Origin of the sequence: Nostoc foliaceum FACHB-393 (assembly GCF_014698505.1) — a bacterium.
Classification (GTDB): Bacteria; Cyanobacteriota; Cyanobacteriia; order Cyanobacteriales; family Nostocaceae; genus Nostoc; species Nostoc foliaceum_A.
In genome coordinates this window covers 26680-47793 of record NZ_JACJTD010000027.1, presented here as the reverse complement: position 1 = coordinate 47793, position 21114 = coordinate 26680, and the positions used below count along the sequence as shown (strand labels likewise).

Sequence of the window (21114 nt, the reverse complement as noted above, 5' to 3'; positions counted from 1 at the left end):
AAAAATTTATAAATTATGTCTGTAGTTGAAAATAATAGAATTTATCGGATTCTCGCAGTTGACGATACTCGAGATAACCTTATTTTGGTTCAAACAATTTTAGAAAGTGAGGGGTATGAAATTGATTTGGCTTCAGATGGCATAAAAGCTTTGCGTCAAGTCGAACAATCTCCGCCCGATCTGATTTTGTTAGATGTGATGATGCCAGGGATAGATGGTTATGAAGTCACGCGTCGGATTCGGAAGAACCCAACAATTAGTTATATTCCAATTCTGTTGATTACAGCCTTTCATGAATCCAGCGTTGTCGAAGGTTTGGATGCTGGTGCTGACGATTTTATTCGCAAACCATTTGATACTGATGAACTATTGGCAAGGGTGCGATCGCTGTTGCGTCTCAAGCACAGTCTGGATGAACAACAGAAAATGGCCCGCCAACGAGAAGACTTTGTTTCTCGTCTGACTCATGATTTGCGAACTCCCTTAGTAGCGGCCGATCGCATGTTGAGTTTGTTTGAGATGGAAACATTCTGCAAAATTTCGCCGGAAATGAAACAGGCGATCGCAGTTATGATTCGCAGTAACCAAAATTTGATGGACATGGTAAATACCCTCCTAGAAGTGTATCGCTTCGAAGCAGGTAAAAAAACGTTGAATTGGGAAGTATGCGATTTACGTGAGATATCTCAAGAAGTAGTCAGCGAACTAAGTCCTTTAACTGGTGAAAAAGGATTGATTCTGAAAATAGATACCAGTGATTTAGATTCACAGCGTAAAAATGCTGGTATTATTATGGGCGATCGCTTGGAATTACGGCGGGTGCTAAACAACTTGATTGCAAATGCCATCAAATTTACAGATACCGGAGGCATAACAATTCGTATTTTTGAAGGATCACCTAATCAAGCAAATCAAGATTCAGTAACAATTGAGATAGAAGATACAGGGTATGGGATTGCGCCTGAAGATCAGGCAACAATTTTCGAGCGATTTCGCCAAGGCAAAAATAAACGCTCAGGTAGTGGCTTAGGGCTACATTTATCCCACCGGATTGTAGAAGCGCACGCAGGAACTATCCACGTTACCTCTGAACTAGGTAAAGGTAGTCTGTTCACTCTCCAACTACCTAAAAACATTTAAGTTCTTCCACCTTCATATTGTTCTGATTAACTGCTAATCCTGACAAAGCTCAAAAGCTGAGTAAGGGGCGAATTTTTTTCCCAGTTCACGGCGAATTATAGCCTCTAATTCCTCAAGCATATAGGGTTTGCTGATGTAATCATTAAATCCAGCCTTGAAAATACGCTCACGATCGTCCGTGGTAGCTAAAGCTGTGACTGCCACTACTGGAATTGTACAAGTTAAGGGTTCTTGCTTCAGATGACGCACAACATCGATACCGCTAAGACCTGGTAACAAAATATCCAACAAGATTAAGTCTGGTTGATATTCTTTGGCCACCAGAACCGTTGCAGAAGAATCTGTTTGACAAATAAATCTACAACCCATTGACTCAAGAGCATAACTAATCAGCAAAAGACTATCATCATGGTCTTCAACTGCCAAAATCAAAGGCTGGTGAGAGTTTTGCTTCTTTTCATCACTCATGAATGAATGTGCCAAATACATCTCTTCTCCAGAAGATTTTATTAGGAGTCATCGTCTTTACTTGGGAGATAAAGACGAGGCTTCCTGCGAACAATAAAATAGTGCTTAGTTAAGATTGGTTTGTGTTTTACTTTTGCCTAGTTGATAACTCTAACCCATGCAAAAATAGCTGAGATAAGAAAACCTCAAGCTGATGGGTTTAGCAGATACTTTTTGATTATACGCAAAATTACAGAATAATTTCTCAGTATGTTCATAATAACTTTATATATAAATATCATATGATTATTTATAACAGTATCACTTGACCTATGTACGATTTTAGGTTTTAAAGATACTGAATAAAGTAAGTAATCAAAGTTATTAACTGTTAAATTCAGTACTGGTTTTGGCGTACTGAATAAAATTTCAACACCATCTCAATTGCTTGTACAGAGGCGATTGAATTAAGTTTTTACTAGTAAGCAAACCAAGAGATTGATTTTGATAGTTTCTAGAAAGGAAGCAGATGCTCATTATATATTGTGTCCTTGTTGACAATGATTGTTTATCAAAGGATGCTTCCTACTTTAGCATAGTGCGATGTCTACGACATGCTAGGCTGATGCAGAAATTTGTTTATAGATTATTGATATTTTATTTAGTATTGTATGCTACAAAATATCAACAAACAGGATAATTAAACCTTAACCTTACAGGTAAGAGTGACGGCAATAGCCAGGCATTGAATAAAGCATAACCTTATATAAAATTGGTAAGTAGGTCAATACGAACTCTGGTTCATAGTGAATATTAGAGAACCAAAGGTAAAAAATTTTATTACTTACTACCAAGTATTGTTTGTTTAGGTTTATCTACTTGCTAGCGATCGCAAGATTATCTTTAGAAGATTCTTCCATAAATTACATTTAATTTTAGTTATTTTTTATGCTTTAAAAGAGATTTAAATTAGCTGAAATACATGAATTAATTACAGCATTGTTTGAAGTTTTATGCAATCAAATTTTTTATTAAATTAGAGCATTACTGCATGTTGATTTGATATGTGATATATTTTATTTTGAATCCCATATATTTAAATTTTTCTCTATCCAAGGGGGGTTAAATTAATTCCTATATTGTTTATGTTGCTAGATATCAGATTTTATAATTCTTGTACACACCCTAGAGGAAGATGACCAGAAGTTAGAGTAGCTCTAAATTAATTCTGGTGTGTCGAATAACTGCTTTCTATGGAGGTTTAGCTGAGTGCTAAACCTTTTTCATGGCTACTATCATCGTGTACTAACAGCTTCTAGAATATTTGTATAGTACCTAACGGTAGATGTCTTGAGAAACTAAAATATCTAAATTCTGCTGATAGACTTTACCATTATCTAAGAGAATATTTTTAAAGTTTATATTGATGTATTAAATGTTTTTATATTCTCCCAAACCCCCTATTTTTAAGTGGTGCTTGGGAGGATCAATAAGATACCTAAATCATATCTGACCACTTTTAAAGCAACCTTTAAGGCTTCGTTGAATACCAAGCCTTTATTCATATAACTAGCTTAACCGAATTTACAAATTATACTTATCACTCTATGTTTTTATTTAAGTACGTCATCATGAAGTATATTTTATTAGAAATTATATAAAGCACTGGTGCCAGATTAATATCTAAGTTTATAGAAACCTTTTTTATAGCAATAAATATATTATTAACTTGCCAACAGGTTGTAGATTTTTTGTAAACACACTATAGACAGATGAACTGAAATCAAAGTAATTCTAAATTAGCAAGGTATGGTAAACACTTGGTATATATAGGGCGTGGCTTTTAGCCATGCCTTTTTCGTGAGTAGCACTCAGCAAGTAAAATGTATAAATAGTTAGTAAAATACTTACTCTACAATTTTTGAATCTAAGCTTATATCACTAAGAGATTAATATCAGATTACAGAATGTTTGACCTGGTACTAAAGGAATAGTAAATATCATCAAAATCTAATAGGTTAGTGTTATAAAATACCATCTATAAATAGACCAAGCAACAAAAAAACACCATTACCATATATGGATCGATATTCGTATCATTCTATGGATAGTAGAAATAACTATTTTACAAAGTTATTATTCAGCCTGTTAATGCCTGAAAAACGTGTATGTGCCCTGGAATAATACCCAGGGTTTTTTCTAAAAATTTAGATAAGTGGAAAAGAGACTTTTATCGGAGTAGAAGTAAATTGTCTGTCGAGATTGTTATCCACTGGATTTATGAGAAACAATAAAGGTATTAATTGTCAGAATCCACCTTGGGGATTCAAATCTGGCGATAAAGAGCCATTACTCAATGCAAAGTAGCGCCTCATAGAGAAGGGCTGAGACCAAGGGCAAATAGCCCAGCCTCTTCGAGTCATTTCCCTACAGCCCTTCTCACAAAAGAGACGCTGTAGCTTGCTTGAACGGCCCCTACAGCAGGCGCTAGCTTCTCCCTTTGGAATAACTACGGTGTACACACAAGTCCTAAAAACCTAGCTTGATAAGGCTTGACTCGTTCCCATGCGGAGCATGGGAACGAGAAAAATCCACCTTTTTAGCCTGGAAACTGGCTCTGGGTCTACTTGTGTGTACACCCTAGCTTTGGGATAAGGAGAGCTTCAGCTTTTAGAATGTTTGTATACATCTTCTAGGAAAATGAGCTGAAGTCAACCTAATTCTAAATTAATTAGATGTGGTAAACACTTGGTATATATGGAGGCTTGGCTTCAAGCCAAGTCTTTTTCATACTTTAGGTAGATGTTTTGTATATTTTTTAATCAATTTTTAAATCAAAAAGTGAATGTTTTTACCAAGTAAAGCAATACCAGATTTCCAAATATTTATACACATCCTCTAGGATGATGATCTGTAATATAGAGTAGAACTAAATTAATTTAGTACGTTGTTAAGCACAGCAATTATTGAGGTTTGGTTCACAGCCAAACCTTTTTTTAATAAACAACCAGGAAATGTTATATCAAATTTCAAAATATTTGGATACAGTCTATAGGGAGATGAACTAAAGTATGAGTCAGTCTAAATTAATCTTGGTGTAGTAAATGCTTGGTATATATAGAGGCTTGGTTTAACCAAGCCTTTTATTATGACTGATCAGGTAATTATGTATCAGTTTTCAAGATATTTGGATACAGTCTATAGGAAGATGAACTGCTAGAAAAGTCATTCTAAATTAATTTGGGATGTCTGCTCAAGCACTAAATATGAGGTTTAGCACTCAGCTAAACCTTTTTTGTCAGCAAGTGAAGAGAAAGAAGCGACACCGATAACGAGTCTTCTCCCTTTGTGCAGCGTCTCGTAGAGAAGGGGAGACACCAAGGGCGTTAGCGAGTCTGCGAGCGTTATAGCCTGTCGTAGACATCGCTCTCATTGATGATGCTGAGTAAATTCCTATCTAACTAGCTGATTGCAAAATGATCATCGAAATTATGCAGTAATTGCATTAATACGGATTTACCATAGCTTCACAGATGCGATTCTAATATCAGGGAATAAAGATGGATACCCTTGGCTAATACCAGGGGCTTTTTATTTAGCAGCTACGCCTTAAACGTCAACACCGGACTCAACCGCGCGCTACAATATCCACCATTTCTGCCTCAACCTGCACATCAATCACAGACTGAATCAGTTTGTAGGCGGCGGGTGCTTCTTCAATTCGGCGTTCTTGACGCAGGGTAATGCAGTCTATCCCGGTTAATCCCAGCTCCGCCTCACTTTGAGATGCACCCCTGCGGTTGAGGTCGAAACGAGAATAAATTCTTCCCGCCCCATGTGAGGCAGAATTACAAAATGCTGGATTGCCTTTACCCACCATTAGATAAGAATCAGCACCCATTGAACCAGGAATAATCACTGGTTGCCCTACATGAGCGGGACAAGCGCCCTTGCGTGTTAACCATCCTTGACCTTCTGGCAAGGTGATGTTATGCGGCAAGTCATAAACTAGAGGTGCTTCTACATCTTTATATACTTCTCGTAAACGCAGACGTAGCAGTTCAGCTAACAGCAGGCGATTGACAAAGGCATAGTTAGCAGCAGTGGCTTCAGCTTGTAGGTAACTGGCGACAAGTTCGGGGTGAGAATAAGTAGAGAGAGGAAAAATCTGAGAATCAGGGTACTTCAGACCTTTTTGCCAAGTCGCTTTAGCTTTATCTCGCCACATTCCCCCAATATACTTACCCACATTTCGGGAACCGGAGTGAATCATAAAAGCCAGTTGTCCCTCGCGCACTCCCCAGGCGTGGGCAAGGGTGCGATTTTCGACTTTATCAACTCGCTGCACTTCTACAAAATGATTGCCGCCGCCAATGGTTGCCAGTCCGCCATCACGTACCAGTCCAGCATCGGGAACCAATTCTTCAGGCGCAAGTTTCCAGTCACCATCCATTGAACCACCTAAGAAGATGCGTTCGCTCTCTTGGGCAAGTTGCTGCAAATCAGATTTGACTACACTCCCCGTAGGCCGATCTAGCATGGCATCCAGCCAACCGGGAACTCCGTACTGAAATAGCGATCGCATTGCGTCAGCAGTCATTTTCACATCACGCGTACCAAATTAGCAATTTTTGTACTACGTCTATAAATAAATTTGAAGTTTAGCTAAAAACTTTTAAAAATCTCTAGACTCTCCAGCCGACTGGAGAGTCTAGGATGAATTTAAGGCGACTCTCAACCAGAAATTTCTGACTGTTGACGGATGTGCCCTAGCCATCCACTTTAGTTTGGCTAGCTTTTCCACTCTATCCCGTAAATCTATGACTCTCCAACTCACAGTTCCCAACATGGCTTGTTCTGTTTGTGCAAGCACCATCACCAAAGCACTTCAGGCAGTCGATGCCAATGCTAACGTTCAGGCTGATCCAACAACCAAGCTTGTCAGTGTAGAAACTCAAGCATCAGAAACAGCAATTAAAGAAGCGTTGGCTGCTGCTGGCTATCCAGTTGCTAACTAATTCGTAATGGGCTTCGCCCCGCTACGCTAACGTAATTCGTAATTATTGGCGAAGCACTAGCGTGTAATTGTCTTTCTTGGCGATTTTGAATTAGTTGGGGTCTAAATCCCCAAATAATTTAATTACGAATTACTTTAAGATCCTCCCACATCAATCACAGTGGTTCATCTAGTTATGGATACTCTCACACTCAAACTTCGAGGGATGAGTTGCGCCGCTTGCGCTAACAACATCGAAAAGGCAATTCGCTCTGTACCAGGGGTAAGGGACTGCAACGTTAACTTTGGAGCAGAACAAGCCGCCATCAGGTACGATCGCTCTCTAGCAAATTTAGAGAAAATCCAAGCTGCGATCGCTGCTGCGGGATACTCTTCCTACTCACTCCAGGAAGAATTGCTCTCTGAAGAAGATGATGTTGAAAAAGCGACTAGGCAAGCATTACAACGCCAACTCTCCCTCAAGGTAGTGGTGGGAGGTGTAATCAGCATTTTCCTACTTTTGGGGTCGTTGCCCATGATGACTGGGCTGAATTTACCCTTGATTCCAAGTTTCCTGCAAAATTCTTGGGTACAGTTAGTGCTGACAACACCCGTCGTCTTTTGGTGTGGTGGATCTTTTTACCGTAATGGCTGGAAAAGTCTCAAGCGCCATACGGCAACGATGGACACGCTGATTGCTTTGGGTACAAGTGCAGCGTATCTATATTCTTTGTTTGTGACTGTTTTCCCGAAATTTTTTATTGCTCAGGGCTTGATACCTCATATTTATTATGAAGTTGCCGCCATTGTCATTACCTTAATCTTGTTGGGGCGGTTGTTAGAAAATCGCGCTAGAGGACAAACTTCTGAAGCTATCCGCAAACTTATCGGATTGCAAGCTAGAGATGCCAGAGTTATCCGTGATGGTAGAGAAATTGATGTTCCCATAGCCGAAGTCAGAATCAACGATGTGATTTTAGTGCGCCCTGGTGAGAAGATTCCGGTAGATGGCGAAGTGATTGCAGGCATTTCGACGGTAGATGAAGCGATGGTGACGGGTGAAAGTTTGCCAGTCAAAAAGCAGTCAGGAGATGAAGTGATTGGGGCGACGATTAACGGTGCGGGTGCATTTCAGTTTCGGGTGACACGAGTCGGAAATGATACGTTTTTGGCTCAAATCGTCAAACTAGTGCAACAGGCCCAAGGTTCTAAAGCACCAATTCAGCGCTTGGCAGATCAAGTTACAGGATGGTTTGTACCAGCTGTGATTGCCGTTGCGATCGCCACTTTCGTCATTTGGTTTAATTTCACTGGCAACCTCACCTTAGCAACAATGACAACTGTAGGCGTACTAATTATCGCTTGTCCTTGTGCTTTGGGTTTAGCTACCCCCACTTCTGTAATGGTGGGGACGGGCAAAGGTGCAGAAAATGGCATATTGATTAAGGGTGCGGACAGCTTAGAACTAGCACACAAAATTCAAACCATCGTTCTAGATAAAACTGGCACTTTAACTCAGGGGAAACCCACGGTTACAGACTTTGTGACTGTTAACGGTACAGCGAATGGTAATGAAATCAAGCTTTTACAGTTAGCAGCAACGGTGGAACACAATTCTGAACATCCCTTGGCGGCAGCGGTTGTGAAATACGCCCAGTCTCAAGAGGTGAGTTTAATAGAAGTAAAGAACTTCGTAGCGATCGCAGGTAGTGGTGTCCAAGCAGTTGTGTCAAATCAGCTTGTACAAATTGGTACACAACGCTGGTTAACAGAACTTGGAATTAACACCATAACTCTCCAGCAGTATAAAGATGCATGGGAAGCCGCTGGTAAAACAGTCATTTTGATTGCTGTAGATGGTGAACTACAAGGGGTAATGGGTATTGCTGATGCCCTCAAACCTTCATCAACAGCAGTAGTGAAAGCTTTACAGAAGTTAGGTTTAGAGGTAGTAATGCTGACCGGAGATAATCGTAAAACTGCTGATGCGATCGCGGGGCAAGTTGGCATCCAGCGAATCTTTGCCGAAGTGCGTCCAGATCAAAAAGCGGCGATTATCCAATCTTTACAAGGGAAGATAGAGAAATTTCCCAAATCCAAAATTGTCGCAATGGTAGGTGATGGCATAAATGATGCGCCAGCCCTAGCCCAAGCTGATGTAGGAATTGCTATTGGGACGGGAACAGATGTTGCGATCGCAGCTAGCGATATCACCCTGATTTCTGGAGATTTGCAAGGAATTGTGACAGCTATCCAACTTAGCCGCGCCACCATCAACAATATCAAGCAAAATCTCTTCTTTGCCTTTATTTACAATGTAATTGGTATTCCGATTGCGGCTGGAATTCTATTCCCCATCTTTGGTTGGTTACTCAATCCAATTATCGCCGGCGCTGCGATGGCTCTTTCTTCACTCTCTGTTGTTAGCAACGCCCTCAGATTGCGTAACTTTCAACCAAAAGCTATCTCATAATTTCAGGGTAATTAAGGAAATGTTCAGTAAAAAAACGCTTTGGGGAAGTCTTACAGCTTTAGTGCTGCTCACTGGAACATCGGGTGTAGTATTAGCAGAAATGCCGGCCCACTCGCCAGAACAAACCAGCCAATTTCACCATATTGAGCAACCTTTGGGCTTGAAAGTTGGTGTTGCGATCGGTGGTTTAGCATTGATTGGACTAGAGTTGTGGTGGTTTCTCCTCTATAAAAGTCCTGAATCCTAAAAGGATGTTTTAACAGTCGTTAGTAATGTATCAAAGACTGTTAGATGCTTTTAGACCCTTTTTTAAGGAGGCTAGGAGTTAAGTGTTGGGAATAAATAATGAAGAAATTGCTTTATCTTTTTTCTTCATTTCTATTTAACAGCACTCATACCGATTATCTATGAGATTGCTCCAAAACCAGTTGCTCAATCCCCTTGCTTCACCAAGCTTGAGTTTGTGCAGTTTCATAAATAATGGTTCTTTAGTACTGACTGGTATTTTGAATAATGGGACAAATTGTATCTTCATGGTGGTCACCGATATTCTTCCAGCCTGAAAGTAATCCCTTTATTTCAGACCGTAAAGTTAACAACTGATTTATTTGGTGATCAATTTGCAAAAGCTTGTCTTCGAGCTTTTCTTTTATTTCACCACAAGGAGCCTGTCCTTGGTCATAGACCTGAAGAATATTTCCAATCTCCTCTAAGCTAAGACCAAGATTTTGTGCCCTTTTAATGAATCCTAGACGAGTTAGCACATCCCATGAAAACTGGCGGAAGCCTCCCTCTGTTCGTCTTGATGATTTGATTAAGCCTAAACTCTCATAATAGCGAATTGTCCTGATGGGGATTCCGCTCATATCTGTTACCTGACCAATTAAAAGCAGTTTTGTCTCCTGAGTTAACACGGCAGATTTTCCCAAATATTGTAATTATTATTACATATTTTTCTGGTTTATTAAATCATTAAAGAGTTGAGCCAAATTCAGTAGTTTAATTTTTTACTTAAAAATATTACTAAGTTTTTATTTTTAAAATATCCACTCAGAATAGATATTAGCTTACACAAGCTGATATTTGACTAGCATAATTTTAACATTTTTAATATTTTTCAGCCAATATTTTGCTTATTTAATTTGAGCTATTCATTGGGTAACTGTTTGTCATGGTACTGAAAGTAACTGTTTTTTTATAGTTCTCATGTTACTTCTAGATCAACTGCTTCACCTCAAGTGAAACCATAAAAATGAATCTCAACTCGCAGGCTTCTAGCTCAACCCGTAAACCTAAAACTTTCAATAATCCAGAGCGTTTTATTGAGGGCTGGTATTGGGTAATACCCTCTCGAAATCTGCGGGTGGGTGAAGTAAAACCTGTCACCATTTTGGGTAGAAAACTAGTAATTTACCGTGGTAAAGACAGAAGAGTAACTACTTTTGATGCCTATTGTCCGCATATGGGCGCTCACCTTGCTGAAGGCAAAGTTGAGGGTAATGCACTACGTTGTTTTTTTCACCACTGGAAGTTTGATGCTGAAGGGATGTGTATTGATATCCCATGTTTAGATACGCCGCCTTCCCTAAAGTTACAAACTTGGCCGACTGCTGAAAAGTATGGGATGATTTGGGTTTGGACTGGAGAAATACCACAACAACCCCTACCTTTTATTCCAGAGTTGGAACAAAAAGAGTATGATGTTGCCATCCATTCTCACTTTGTGATGAACTGTCACCCCAATGTGGTGATGATTAATGCGATTGATGCTCAACACCTCAATACAGTTCACAAGCTGCCAATAGAAATTATCTTTGAAAGACAGGAACTGAACGAGAATGCGATTGTCTTCAGTAACACTACACCCATCAAAGACAATTCCTTTTTGATTAAGCTCATCCGTCTTTTCTACAAAAATGCCATAACTTATAGTATTTGCTATTGGTACGGTAGCATTGGCATTGTGACACTTGGCCCCGATTTTTTCCATGTCCACATGATGGTTGCAGTTCGCCTCCACGAAGGGGGAAAAACTGAAGGTAAAATTCTGTTGATGACTAAAAAACGTAAAGGAATTTTTGGTTTGTTATGCAATCGAGTGGTACTATGGCTGACTAAGATTGCAGCTAAGTACTTTCTCATGGGTGACATTAAGATTCTTCAAACAATTCAGTTTGATTTGAAAACTCCCATCAAAGCAGATCAGTCAATCATGCAGTTTATTAACCATGTTGAAAGACAACAAGCTCTAATGTGGGGGACTTGGCAAGAAGCGCGATCGCGCGATGTGGAGAGCAAGCCCAAGCGTGAGAGATGGCAAGATACAATGAGTAATGACTAATATCATGTCTATATGACCAGAATTCCGTCAAACTACTTGGTCAATTAAACGGACACGAATCATCCAATTGTCAAGAATCTTTGCAACAAATGAATCGGCTGTAGGGGCGTACAGGCCTACGCCCTTACCAATGTTTGCATAGCAGGTATTTTGTCAAGTAGTATAACAATTAATAAAGGTTAAAAGTTCAACGAAATTACTTTAACTTTTAATATATTTTTTACTGGGCTACCATATCAATAAAAAGAAGTGGCAAAGCCACTTCCTAATTCCCAGGTAGAACCTAAGTCATGAGTATAACCACTACAAAAATTTGAAATAGTATAAACAAACACCAATTAATAGAATATCCCGATTTTCCTTGTTTTCTGGGTAAGGAAATCCTGATTTCCATCTGCCAAATAACTGTATATTTACATAAGTCTCATGATTGCAATGCAGACTCAATTTTATCCAGTTCATCGCCAAGATGTGCCAGTTTTGCCTCTTCATCAAGAAACTGCTGTTCTAGTTGAAAGTTGACTGCCGTACCAGCCTCAATTGCTACAGCTTTCTTCATCTGCTTAAACTTCTCGCTGCGGATGTCAAATTCTGCCTGAAGTGCGTCTAGTTTTTGTTGCGATCGGTGCGATCGCTATCAATCAGTATATCTCCTATAGCCGTTGCATCTTTGACTGTGACTGGTAAATCAGCACCTACGCCAATGAGTAATGCATAACCGTTGGTAAAAGTTTGGTTTGTCATACTGTGGGTGAGGAATGCGTAGCTGCTAGCTTGTCGTTAGACATCGCCTTTTATACTGTATAACTTGTGGGAAGGTGCGATCGCACTCTAACTAACTAATGTGCTAATTTCAACAATCAGGCGATCGCTTTTCACTGCTCCACAATCTAATGGGGGTACAAAATATTACTTTATGACTTACGCACTGTACAAATGCATCATAATGTGAGTTAACGAAAATACGTGTTTCAGAGTTTTCTTAATTATCTTGCGATCGGAAATAGACCATGCTGTGCCCCTACGAAAGATGTGGTTTTTCAAGTGATCTATATTTAGTATTTTTTGTCAATGCGTAAGTTCTATACTTTTAGAAATTTACAAAGATTTCTGTTTTTGAAATCTGATATACACTACTCCACTAGTAGTGAGGAATGACATGGCAGGAGAATAAAATGGTATCCAATATTGTATGGGGGAAATAAATAAGATGAGGCATATAATGTATAGGCTAGCTAAGGCAATTACTCCCGATATAATTAATCTTATAGATGTACGAAACAACTGAGCTAAGATAGCTCCAATAAATGACCAAAAAAGAATCCAAAGTATCTCATACTCAAGAGACGAAACTCGTATTAAAGGTCGCCCATCTTCAACAGCACTGACAAGCTGACTAACCATTTGTGCTTGAATAAATAATCCCTCCATAGCCTGATCTGATCCTGGGCTAGAAAAGGGAGTCTTGAATATCTGGTCATATCCCTCAGCCGTCGTTCCAATGAGAACAATTTTATCTTTTACAAAACTTTCATCAATACTATTAACCTCCAATATCTGCTGAACAGTAAATTGTGGAGCAATGTTCCTAAGAGAATGACTATTTGGGTTAGCTATTGCTTGAGTATAACGATAATTTAAAAGTATTTGAAAACCATCTAAATTCTTTAAACTGTATCCACCTTTCTTACTTATGTCAAGTGGTTTTAAGATATTATCAAATGGTTTTACAACACTGAAACCAGACTCCATATTCTCGTTTAGATATTTTTGAGCTACTTGTAAGCTGAAGGAGTTCATTAAACCATATGGTTCTGGATTTCTACAAGTTGAATTTTGAGTTTCTTCAGTAGTCGGAGTTCCCATTTGAATAAGTTGTCTACGAATAACTCCATCATCATCATAAATAAAATCGCTTAAACCTACTTGCTCTAGCGGAACATCAGGTGGGGGATTACGGCCTCGACCATCTGAATTTGAAATGTAATCTGGAAATTTGCAAATAAAAACTAAATGTTTATCTGTTTGCTTTTCACGAATTAGCTCAGTTAATTTTCCTTCAGCTTTAGCATAACGATAAATATCCATGCCTATTACTCGTGGACTGTTCTTAAGCAGTGCTGATAGAAGCTTATGAATAATTTCGTCTGATAAGGAAGCTCCATTTTTAGGAGTAGAATTTCTAGCATAATATTCAATGTCTTCACGAGTAATCTTAACGACTAGTAAACGCTTATCTGGCTCCTCAAGTGGTCGAAGTCGCATCATCTGATCAAAAAGTGAAATCTCCGAGTTTTGAAACACTCCTAATATGCGTAGGACTACTATGAAAGTAGTTAAACCTAAGCTACTAAACAGCATAGTACGAAACTTTTGCCAAGTAAGTTTTTGAAATTCTATTGGTGGGCTTTCTCGCCTCTTAGAAATTAATTCTTTTAACCATTTGAAGCTTAAAAGTAGAGTCCGTGAAGGTGAACTTTTATTTTTACGCAAGTCCTGCAACTGTTCCGGAATAGGTAAACTAACACCAGCAACCTGTATCTGATTTCCTCCTTCCATAGCTTCACTAAACTGAGCTTTTGCTGCATCTATATCACCACGAACAAACTTTTTTATTCCATCTACATAACTCAGTAGCGGCTTAAAACCAGCCAATTGTTCAGTCAGTGTTTCAGTCAATGATGCTATCCGCACTAGTTCGGCTGTATTTTTTTCTCCTAATTTTGAGAATTCTAATGCTATCTCTTTAGCAACGTGACTAGGTTGAGTGTATGCTAAAGCTATCCATCTTTGAGTTTGGGCAAAATCTCTAACGTCAAGGTCATCACTTTGGATCTGCTGTTGTACATAATAGAGCATGAAGTTTGAAAGTTCCTGAATGCGCTGTTGACCAAACTTTTCATCTTCCTTTAATCGGTTCAGCAGCTCATTTCGCACTGCCAAATCTATCTCATAAAGTTCATGCCCAACTTCATCGCACAGATTAGAAAGCAGTAAATCTGCTACTGCTACCCAAGGAATGCCTAGCATCTCACCATGAATATCTTGCTGGAAATTAGCCCACAAACGATATAACAAATCGGGTGTGAGAGCCAATGGAAAAGCAGCATGATAAGCCAAATATAGGTGCGCCTTGCCAAAGCGTTTACTAAAAGACTCGATGCGTCGGTTGGTAACTTCAGGTCTAACTTTGTTCATATTCTGCGATTCTCAAAGTTTGTTGGGCGTCCGCGTAGTACCCCAATAGCATCTTGTAAACCTGGGCGGCTAACTTCAAACATTGGCACTAAAAGGGAAATTTCACCTGCTGTTGTTCCAAGCCAACGCTTTCTTGGCATAGGATTCAGCCAAGAAATGTAACGCACCCGTTGTTTCAAGCTTTGAAGAAATGCCTCAGTTAAAAGGTAGCGTTCCTCACTAAAGCCACCACGAGCAGCACCAGCATCACTAAAAATTAATACAGCCGTGCGCTCAGAGCAAACATGGGTAACGATATGACTAACTAAAACTGCTTGTTGATGATGGGGGTCGTGATAGAGATAATCGATAGGGCAATTATGAAAGTAGTAAATGCCAGCTTTACCCAAACGTCCACCCCGCAAAGCTGTTGCTGCTAACCGATGTGACAGTGTATGAAAAGGCACCATCGAACCATCTTGGTCAATTAGTAACAACATTTCTGCCCGGTTTACCCTACGTGGAACTAATACAGGTTGTGACCATAAACCTTGGCGACCAATCTGGTTTGCTGTAGCTTCTACATCTAACTCTGTTGCTGCTCCCTCCCTTACCGGACGGCGTAAGTAGCGCCAACTCTGCTTCATTTGTCGCTCAGTAACAGGAAAATACTCGCTGGTTAGAATAAAGGGGTTGTGAGGAATACTCTCATTCTTGCTAGTAGCTTGCAACACTGCTTGTGCTACTTGCACTTCATCTTCTATTGCCTGTGTCAGTTGTGCGGGTAGAACGGAACTAGGCGCATTCGGAATTGCTTCTGGTAGGACATTATCATCACTAACTGTTGGTTTATAAAACAGCGTAATTACCCATATATAAAACTTATATATAAAAGCAGTCAGACTTATCCCAGAAACTGATACTAATCCAATTGTCAAAACTATCTGAAAAATCCCACTCCAATTGAGTTGGTTTTGGTCTTGATTCATCTGTATCTGTTGAGTCGGGCTTGGATTCACTCCAGTATTTTGAGGCGCTTGAGTTTGGTTGGTAGTTGAACTTGGTGCTGGAATCTGACTTGTCTGAGTGTTATTTTCCTGATTTTGATTTTTATTAATAAAAAATATATTAGCTAATAAAGTAATAATCGATACTCCGATAATCAAAGCACCTACCACAGCTAAATAATTAGTAATGAGGTCAAACTTAGACTTTCTAGGGTCTTTAGCAACTATTCCAGTACCAATTAATTGTTCAAAATGATAATCAAATAACCTTTTGTCCTCAGTAGATTTTACCCATAATGTCTCACACAGACGTTTTAAAGTTGCTTTGTCACCAATTCCAAAGCCAGCTTGCATAGCTTGCAAAACTAATTGATAATCGTCTATGCCGAGTGGTAAGCCTGCTTTCCTCAGCCTAGTGAATAGTTCCAGTAAAGGTATATCATTCACGTCCACGGCTTTGTTTTAGATAACGTATATGATCATCCCAACTTTTGAGTAAAACTCCAGCGTATGGAATCTTACCATTTAATTTTTTCATAACCTCGTCTTGAGGATAGCGTTGCAGAACCCGAAACCAATCAATTAATTCACTAGTACTTACCTTCTTACCAGCCTCCCCTTTTGTTTTTCCCATGTCCTCTCGCAGTTCTAAAAAACGTTTTACCGCTTGATTAATCAACACCTCTGATGCCGTTGGAAACAAAGTATTCATAATTTGAATAAGTTTTTCAGGGCTAGGAAATTCAACATAATGAAACAAGCAGCGCCGCAAGAAGGCATCGGGTAAATCTTTCTCATCATTGCTGGTGATCAAAACAATCGGTGCTGCTTTTGCCTCAATCTCCTGACCTGTTTCTTCAATAGAAAATCGTTTCTGATCCAATTCCAGCAGCAGGTCGTTGGGAAAGTCAATGTCAGCTTTATCAATTTCGTCAATCAGCGCGACAGTGCGGTTTTCTTGCTGAAATGCCCGTCCCAGAGGCCCCCAGCGCACATAGGTAATTGGGTCATCAATTCGCTGGATTTGTTCTTCTGTCAGGCGACCGGAAGCAGCTAGCTGGGCATCCCGCAAACGTCCAACAGCATCGTAGTTATACAAGCCATCCTTTGCGCGACTGGTAGATTTGACATACCAAGCTTCCAAGTTCAAACCTAGCTCGTAGGCAACTGCACTTGCAAGTTGAGTCTTGCCGCATCCTGGTTCTCCCTTCAGTAATAACGGTCGTTCTAAGTAAATTGCTAAGTTGACTGCTTCTACCAGTTCAGGATTAGGCAAATAGGGATATAACAACTGTCCATTCGCCCCCCTTTCTCCTAGTTGAGGCTGGATTTTACCTGTATATTCCAATAATTGTCTCCCTACAGCCTTAACCATTTTTCTTCTTTGTCATACCAATTAAAGCCAGACAGCTGACAAATTTCTTCCAACGCGCGTTCTGGAATACCATTATCACTATTTTTTAGTATAATTTGTATCGTTTCATCTACTGCGTCTATCAGCTTAGTTGGCAGTTCATCCGCCTCATGCTCCAGCCAGTTAGTCAGTTCATACTCAGAAAATTCGGTAATCCCAGGTAGCTTGACAGGGTTATGTGGCTTCCATGTTGGTTCGAGCTTTTCTACAAAAGGAAGATTCCAACTACCTGCACAACCGTCATAATCTACTAGAAACATTAGTAATTTAAATTGACTAACTTGCGAAGTTGTTTCCCTTACTTTGGTTGCCAGTGGTAGCCAGAAATCCCTGATAATTTCGTCGAGAGAAGCTTCTGATAGACAATCCACATCATAAAAAATTAGCAGAACATTCTGAGTTCGCCACCATTGATAAACTCGTTCAGCAATTTCAGGAATTGAGCTTTGCCTACCCAGACCAACTCTACCACCAAGTTCACGCCACAAAGCAGCACTGTCACTCCTCCGAGCAATGCGACTGAGTTCAATTCGTACAACTTTTCCTGTCATGATATTAGGGACATTTTGTACCACTAACCGATTCAATAACCAGCGTTGACCATAGTAAAGTGAACCGTGGATTAGAAAGGCTCCTACTGAATGAGTCTCAATGAATCTCCGAAATGATCGCGTCTGCTCTCGATAGCCCAATTTCAACAAAGCACGATACACTTTTCCACTAGATAGAGCTAGTTCTAAATCATCAAGCTTTTGAGCTAATTCGTTTAGTTCAGCTTCAGTTTGTTCAATTTGCTTTTCTAATTGGAAGCGAATGAGAGTATCTGCTGCGATCGCATAATCACGACGCAACCTTTTTAACTTCTCGGCTAACAGGTCATAATGTTCCTGTAGTGCATGGCGTTTGTGCTGTAGATGCTGCTCGGAGGACATCTAGGTACTTTTTGAGTCAATAATCTTTACTCAATACGACTAGCCAGATTATCGATCTACCAATCTGGTTTACTGTGTTTGGTTTCAGTAGCTGAAACATCATTACGACATGAGATATCACTTATATAATTTCTTCTGTCAGTAATTTGCCAATTCCAGACTTAGTATAAGAACGTCGTCTCCATAATCTCTCTACGTCCTAGCAAGCAAACTAGATGTTTAGCATACCACTACTCACTTGTATTCAGTACAACGATAATTTCTGCTAGCCTGATTCCCAGAGGTTTCCAGTGGGTATTGCTAGAGGAAAAAGTAGTATCTCCAGACACCGCTTGGTAGTCATTGGGAAACTTTTCGTAAGCATTAGCAGCAGTATCTACTCGCAGGATAAGTTTGCCCTGATAGCGAGATAATCGGCTACTATCTAACAAAATAGTACCGCCGTAGTCCCACGCCAATCCATAGAGTTTAAAATCACCTAGTTTCTTACGTAACTCGCTTAAAGGCGTTCCAACACCGATACCTTCACGGGTTTTCCAAGCTGAACCCAGGTTACGCACATCTAATGGTTTAGTACGAGTATTATCACTCCAAACTACTAGCAGAGAGCGTCCCTGATTTAGATTTACCTGAGTAGCTGCAAAACTACCGATTCCTTCAGGGCCAGAAATGGTTTTGTCAACGAGATGGGATGCACCAAATAACTTCACTAAATCTTGTCTGGTGGTTGTGCGTGTTATCAGCCCAACTCTTTCCCCAGGAATAATCAAGGTGTCTTTTAACGGTTGGGAACGCGCATCGGTTGGCGGTTGATTAGTTTTCTGGGGTAATGCAACTACTAAGGTTGCTGAATTAGTTAATAGTAAAGCTAACGCAGCCGTAGCGATACCTTTAATAGATGGGTTCACAGTCTACCTCTAGGGGAATCCGATTTGGGAGTGTTTAATATATTCAATTATTGCTTTTCAGTTTTAACTACTACAAATTCCCAATTACGGATTCCCGATTTTCCAAAAATTTTATTTCATTACTCTAGTTGCGTTGAAAATTGCTAGTAACGCCACTCCCACATCCGCAAACACAGCTTCCCACATTGTCGCTACGCCTAAAATACCCAATCCAATAAATACACCTTTAATTGCTAATGCAAACCCAATATTTTGCCAAACAATTTGCCTTGTTTTTCTGGCGATTTGTATTGCTTCTGCCACTTTTGAGGGTGCATCTGTCATGATGACAATATCGGCAGTTTCTATCGCTGCATCTGAGCCTAAGCCACCCATTGCCATACCAACATCTGCTCTAGCAATCACTGGCGCATCATTGATGCCATCACCAACAAAGGCAACTTTAGCATACTTGCCGGCGGTGCTGAGTAACTTCTCAATGGCATTAACTTTTTCTTCGGGTAATAACTCTGCTTCATAGCTATCTATGCCAAGCTGTTGAGCAATGCGGGATGCGATCGCTTGATTATCTCCTGTCAACATTACCGTTCTCTCTATACCCATTTTCTTAAGTGCTTGAATAGCGTGTTTCGCATCTTCTTTTAGTTCATCAGCAATGACAATATACCCAGCGTAAATATTATCTACTGCTAAGTGAATAACTGTTCCCTCTAACTGGCAATTATCATGAGCAATATTTTCTCTGTGTAATAAGCGATCGCTTCCCGCTATCACTACCTTATTTTCAACTTTGGCTCTAATTCCATAGCCTGCTACCTCTTCATAATCTCTCACCTCAAATTCATCGATTTTTCCACCATAAGCCTTACGGATAGATTGAGCAATGGGATGATTTGAGTGCGATTCTACTTTGGCAGCTAATTGTAATAATTCTTGTTCATCGTAGCCATTTGATGGTACTATTTGTGCTACTTTAAATACCCCGTGAGTTAGCGTTCCAGTTTTATCAAAAACAACTGTATTGACTGCGTTTAACGTATCTAAAAAAGTAGAACCTTTAACCAAAATACCACGTCTAGCAGCACCTCCCACACCTCCAAAGTAACCTAATGGAATACTAATAACGAGTCCACATGGACAGGAGATCACTAGTAGAATTAGGGCACGGTAAACCCATTGCGATGAAGTTGCGCCAGAAATCAATAAAGGAGGTAATAATGCAACTGCTAGAGATATAAAAACTACTATTGGCGTATAATATCGAGCAAATTTAGTAATAAACTTTTCTGTTTCTGCTTTTTTACTTTTGGCATTTTGTACTAAGTCTAAAATCTTAGCAATAGAAGAGTCATCAAATAGTTTTGTTACTCTAATGCTGAGAACACCCATTTTATTGATCATCCCAGCCAAAACTGTCTCTCCCATTCTCACCGTTCGCGGTACAGACTCTCCAGTTAATGCAGACGTATCAACTTGCGAATTCCCATCTATAATTTCACCATCTAAGGGAATCTTCTCTCCGGGTTTGACAACAATAATTTCGCCAATATTTACTGTTTCTGGCGATACTTTATTTATTCCTTCTTTTGTTTTAAGATTGGCATAGTCTGGACGTACTTCTAATAAAGCTTTGATGGAATTACGGGAACGACTAACGGCAATATCTTGGAATAATTCCCCAATTTTATAAAATAACATGACTCCGACAGCTTCGGGTAACTTATGAATTGCGATCGCTCCGAGTGTCGCTACTGTCATCAAAAAAGTTTCATCAAATACTCTGCCTTTAAGTATATTGCGCCCAGCAGTTTTTAAAACACTCCATCCACTTAATAAATAAGCAGGGATGAAAAGCAGATATTCACCTATAGAGTAGAATGTATTGTGTAATTGGTCTTCAAAAATTACACCAGGCACATACAAACTTAAAATTACCACCAAAGGCAATACTTCATTTTTGAGATTGAATTCACTACCGTGTTCGTGATTATGGTCATGGTTATGATTCTCATCATGACTATGATTATGATCATGGTTATGATTCTCATGATGATGTTCACCATTGCAACAACCTGAAGATTCTGAATGTAGTTTTCGCTTCATATTTTCTGTTGAGGCTGGTAAATTACTTAATATATGAGTCTTTTTACAAATGTAATGAAAAAAAAGAGTTTTTACAAGTTGATAATTTAAGAACGAGAATCTATATCAAATTTATTGCTATATATTTAAATTATCTTTTGGTTACAATTAAGTTTTATAATCTTGTAAAGATAGCT

At 39.5% G+C, this 21114-nt stretch carries 16 protein-coding genes; 5 read left to right on the top strand and 11 right to left on the bottom strand.

Annotation, left to right across the window (positions count from 1 at the left end; genetic code table 11):
- Positions 1-15: 15 nt before the first annotated feature.
- Positions 16-1140: a hybrid sensor histidine kinase/response regulator gene (locus H6G92_RS21445; RefSeq protein ID WP_190895622.1), complete on the top strand. Its 1125-nt coding sequence runs from the start codon at positions 16-18 to the stop codon at positions 1138-1140.
- Positions 1141-1173: 33 nt separating this feature from the next.
- On the opposite strand, the gene H6G92_RS21440 is transcribed toward H6G92_RS21445, so the two are convergent.
- Both H6G92_RS21440 and H6G92_RS21435 read right to left on the bottom strand, forming a co-directional pair.
- Positions 1174-1629, bottom strand: a complete 456-nt coding sequence (locus tag H6G92_RS21440; RefSeq protein WP_190895621.1) for a response regulator — start codon at positions 1627-1629, stop codon at positions 1174-1176.
- Positions 1630-5215: 3586 nt separating this feature from the next.
- Positions 5216-6187 (bottom strand): RtcB family protein, encoded by a 972-nt coding sequence (locus H6G92_RS21435; protein WP_242059264.1) that lies wholly within the window; start codon positions 6185-6187, stop codon positions 5216-5218.
- Between the two features lie 220 nt (positions 6188-6407).
- Between H6G92_RS21435 and H6G92_RS21430 the strand changes: the two genes are divergently transcribed.
- The 3 genes from H6G92_RS21430 to H6G92_RS21420 all read left to right on the top strand — a co-directional run bounded on the left by H6G92_RS21430 (position 6408) and on the right by H6G92_RS21420 (position 9303).
- The gene (locus H6G92_RS21430) at positions 6408-6605 is read left to right on the top strand and encodes a heavy-metal-associated domain-containing protein (RefSeq protein ID WP_190895620.1); all 198 of its coding nucleotides are present in this window, start codon (positions 6408-6410) and stop codon (positions 6603-6605) included.
- A 174-nt stretch (positions 6606-6779) separates the two neighbouring features.
- A complete protein-coding gene (locus tag H6G92_RS21425; RefSeq protein ID WP_190895619.1) occupies positions 6780-9056 on the top strand; it encodes a heavy metal translocating P-type ATPase in 2277 nt (758 codons plus the stop codon).
- 19 nt (positions 9057-9075) lie between these two features.
- Positions 9076-9303: a hypothetical protein gene (locus H6G92_RS21420; RefSeq protein WP_190895618.1), complete on the top strand. Its 228-nt coding sequence runs from the start codon at positions 9076-9078 to the stop codon at positions 9301-9303.
- Between the two features lie 241 nt (positions 9304-9544).
- Here H6G92_RS21420 and H6G92_RS21415 read toward each other — a convergent pair whose 3' ends face one another.
- Positions 9545-9970 carry a heavy metal-responsive transcriptional regulator gene (locus tag H6G92_RS21415; protein WP_190895617.1) on the bottom strand — a complete coding sequence of 142 codons (426 nt, stop codon included), beginning with the start codon at positions 9968-9970 and terminating at the stop codon, positions 9545-9547.
- 338 nt (positions 9971-10308) lie between these two features.
- On the opposite strand from H6G92_RS21415, the gene H6G92_RS21410 reads away from it, so the two are divergent.
- Positions 10309-11397 (top strand): aromatic ring-hydroxylating dioxygenase subunit alpha, encoded by a 1089-nt coding sequence (locus H6G92_RS21410; protein WP_190895616.1) that lies wholly within the window; start codon positions 10309-10311, stop codon positions 11395-11397.
- 424 nt (positions 11398-11821) lie between these two features.
- Here H6G92_RS21410 and H6G92_RS40415 read toward each other — a convergent pair whose 3' ends face one another.
- From H6G92_RS40415 to H6G92_RS21375, 8 genes are all read right to left on the bottom strand, one after another.
- Positions 11822-11956 carry a hypothetical protein gene (locus H6G92_RS40415; RefSeq protein ID WP_277926769.1) on the bottom strand — a complete coding sequence of 45 codons (135 nt, stop codon included), beginning with the start codon at positions 11954-11956 and terminating at the stop codon, positions 11822-11824.
- Between the two features lie 47 nt (positions 11957-12003).
- Positions 12004-12141, bottom strand: coding sequence for a hypothetical protein (locus tag H6G92_RS21405; RefSeq protein WP_190895615.1), 138 nt, complete (start codon positions 12139-12141; stop codon positions 12004-12006).
- 354 nt (positions 12142-12495) lie between these two features.
- The gene (locus tag H6G92_RS21400; protein WP_190895614.1) at positions 12496-14517 is read right to left on the bottom strand and encodes a CHASE2 domain-containing protein; all 2022 of its coding nucleotides are present in this window, start codon (positions 14515-14517) and stop codon (positions 12496-12498) included.
- Positions 14518-14591: 74 nt separating this feature from the next.
- The gene (locus tag H6G92_RS21395) at positions 14592-16034 is read right to left on the bottom strand and encodes a hypothetical protein (RefSeq protein WP_313889986.1); all 1443 of its coding nucleotides are present in this window, start codon (positions 16032-16034) and stop codon (positions 14592-14594) included.
- Entirely contained in the window at positions 16021-16956 is a 936-nt protein-coding gene (locus H6G92_RS21390; RefSeq protein WP_190895613.1) for an AAA family ATPase, read from the bottom strand. Before H6G92_RS21390 ends, H6G92_RS21395 begins: the two co-directional genes overlap by 14 nt.
- Entirely contained in the window at positions 16941-17927 is a 987-nt protein-coding gene (locus tag H6G92_RS21385) for a hypothetical protein (protein WP_190895612.1), read from the bottom strand. The genes H6G92_RS21390 and H6G92_RS21385 overlap by 16 nt, the downstream gene beginning before the upstream one ends.
- 230 nt (positions 17928-18157) lie before the next feature.
- Positions 18158-18835, bottom strand: coding sequence for a hypothetical protein (locus tag H6G92_RS21380; RefSeq protein WP_190895611.1), 678 nt, complete (start codon positions 18833-18835; stop codon positions 18158-18160).
- Between the two features lie 111 nt (positions 18836-18946).
- Entirely contained in the window at positions 18947-20938 is a 1992-nt protein-coding gene (locus H6G92_RS21375; RefSeq protein ID WP_190895610.1) for a heavy metal translocating P-type ATPase, read from the bottom strand.
- Between the last annotated feature and the right edge of the window lie 176 nt (positions 20939-21114).

What these genes read in the sequence shown, in the direction of transcription:
- H6G92_RS21445 (WP_190895622.1), top strand. Translation starts at nt 16, where the DNA reads ATGTCTGTAGTTGAAAATAATAGAATTTATCGGATTCTCGCAGTTGAC.
- H6G92_RS21440 (WP_190895621.1), bottom strand. Translation starts at nt 1,629, where the DNA reads ATGTATTTGGCACATTCATTCATGAGTGATGAAAAGAAGCAAAACTCT.
- H6G92_RS21410 (WP_190895616.1), top strand. Translation starts at nt 10,309, where the DNA reads ATGAATCTCAACTCGCAGGCTTCTAGCTCAACCCGTAAACCTAAAACT.
- H6G92_RS21430 (WP_190895620.1), top strand. Translation starts at nt 6,408, where the DNA reads ATGACTCTCCAACTCACAGTTCCCAACATGGCTTGTTCTGTTTGTGCA.
- H6G92_RS21390 (WP_190895613.1), bottom strand. Translation starts at nt 16,956, where the DNA reads ATGGTTAAGGCTGTAGGGAGACAATTATTGGAATATACAGGTAAAATC.
- H6G92_RS40415 (WP_277926769.1), bottom strand. Translation starts at nt 11,956, where the DNA reads ATGAAGAAAGCTGTAGCAATTGAGGCTGGTACGGCAGTCAACTTTCAA.
- H6G92_RS21405 (WP_190895615.1), bottom strand. Translation starts at nt 12,141, where the DNA reads ATGACAAACCAAACTTTTACCAACGGTTATGCATTACTCATTGGCGTA.
- H6G92_RS21385 (WP_190895612.1), bottom strand. Translation starts at nt 17,927, where the DNA reads ATGTCCTCCGAGCAGCATCTACAGCACAAACGCCATGCACTACAGGAA.
- H6G92_RS21375 (WP_190895610.1), bottom strand. Translation starts at nt 20,938, where the DNA reads ATGAAGCGAAAACTACATTCAGAATCTTCAGGTTGTTGCAATGGTGAA.
- H6G92_RS21425 (WP_190895619.1), top strand. Translation starts at nt 6,780, where the DNA reads ATGGATACTCTCACACTCAAACTTCGAGGGATGAGTTGCGCCGCTTGC.
- H6G92_RS21435 (WP_242059264.1), bottom strand. Translation starts at nt 6,187, where the DNA reads ATGACTGCTGACGCAATGCGATCGCTATTTCAGTACGGAGTTCCCGGT.
- H6G92_RS21420 (WP_190895618.1), top strand. Translation starts at nt 9,076, where the DNA reads ATGTTCAGTAAAAAAACGCTTTGGGGAAGTCTTACAGCTTTAGTGCTG.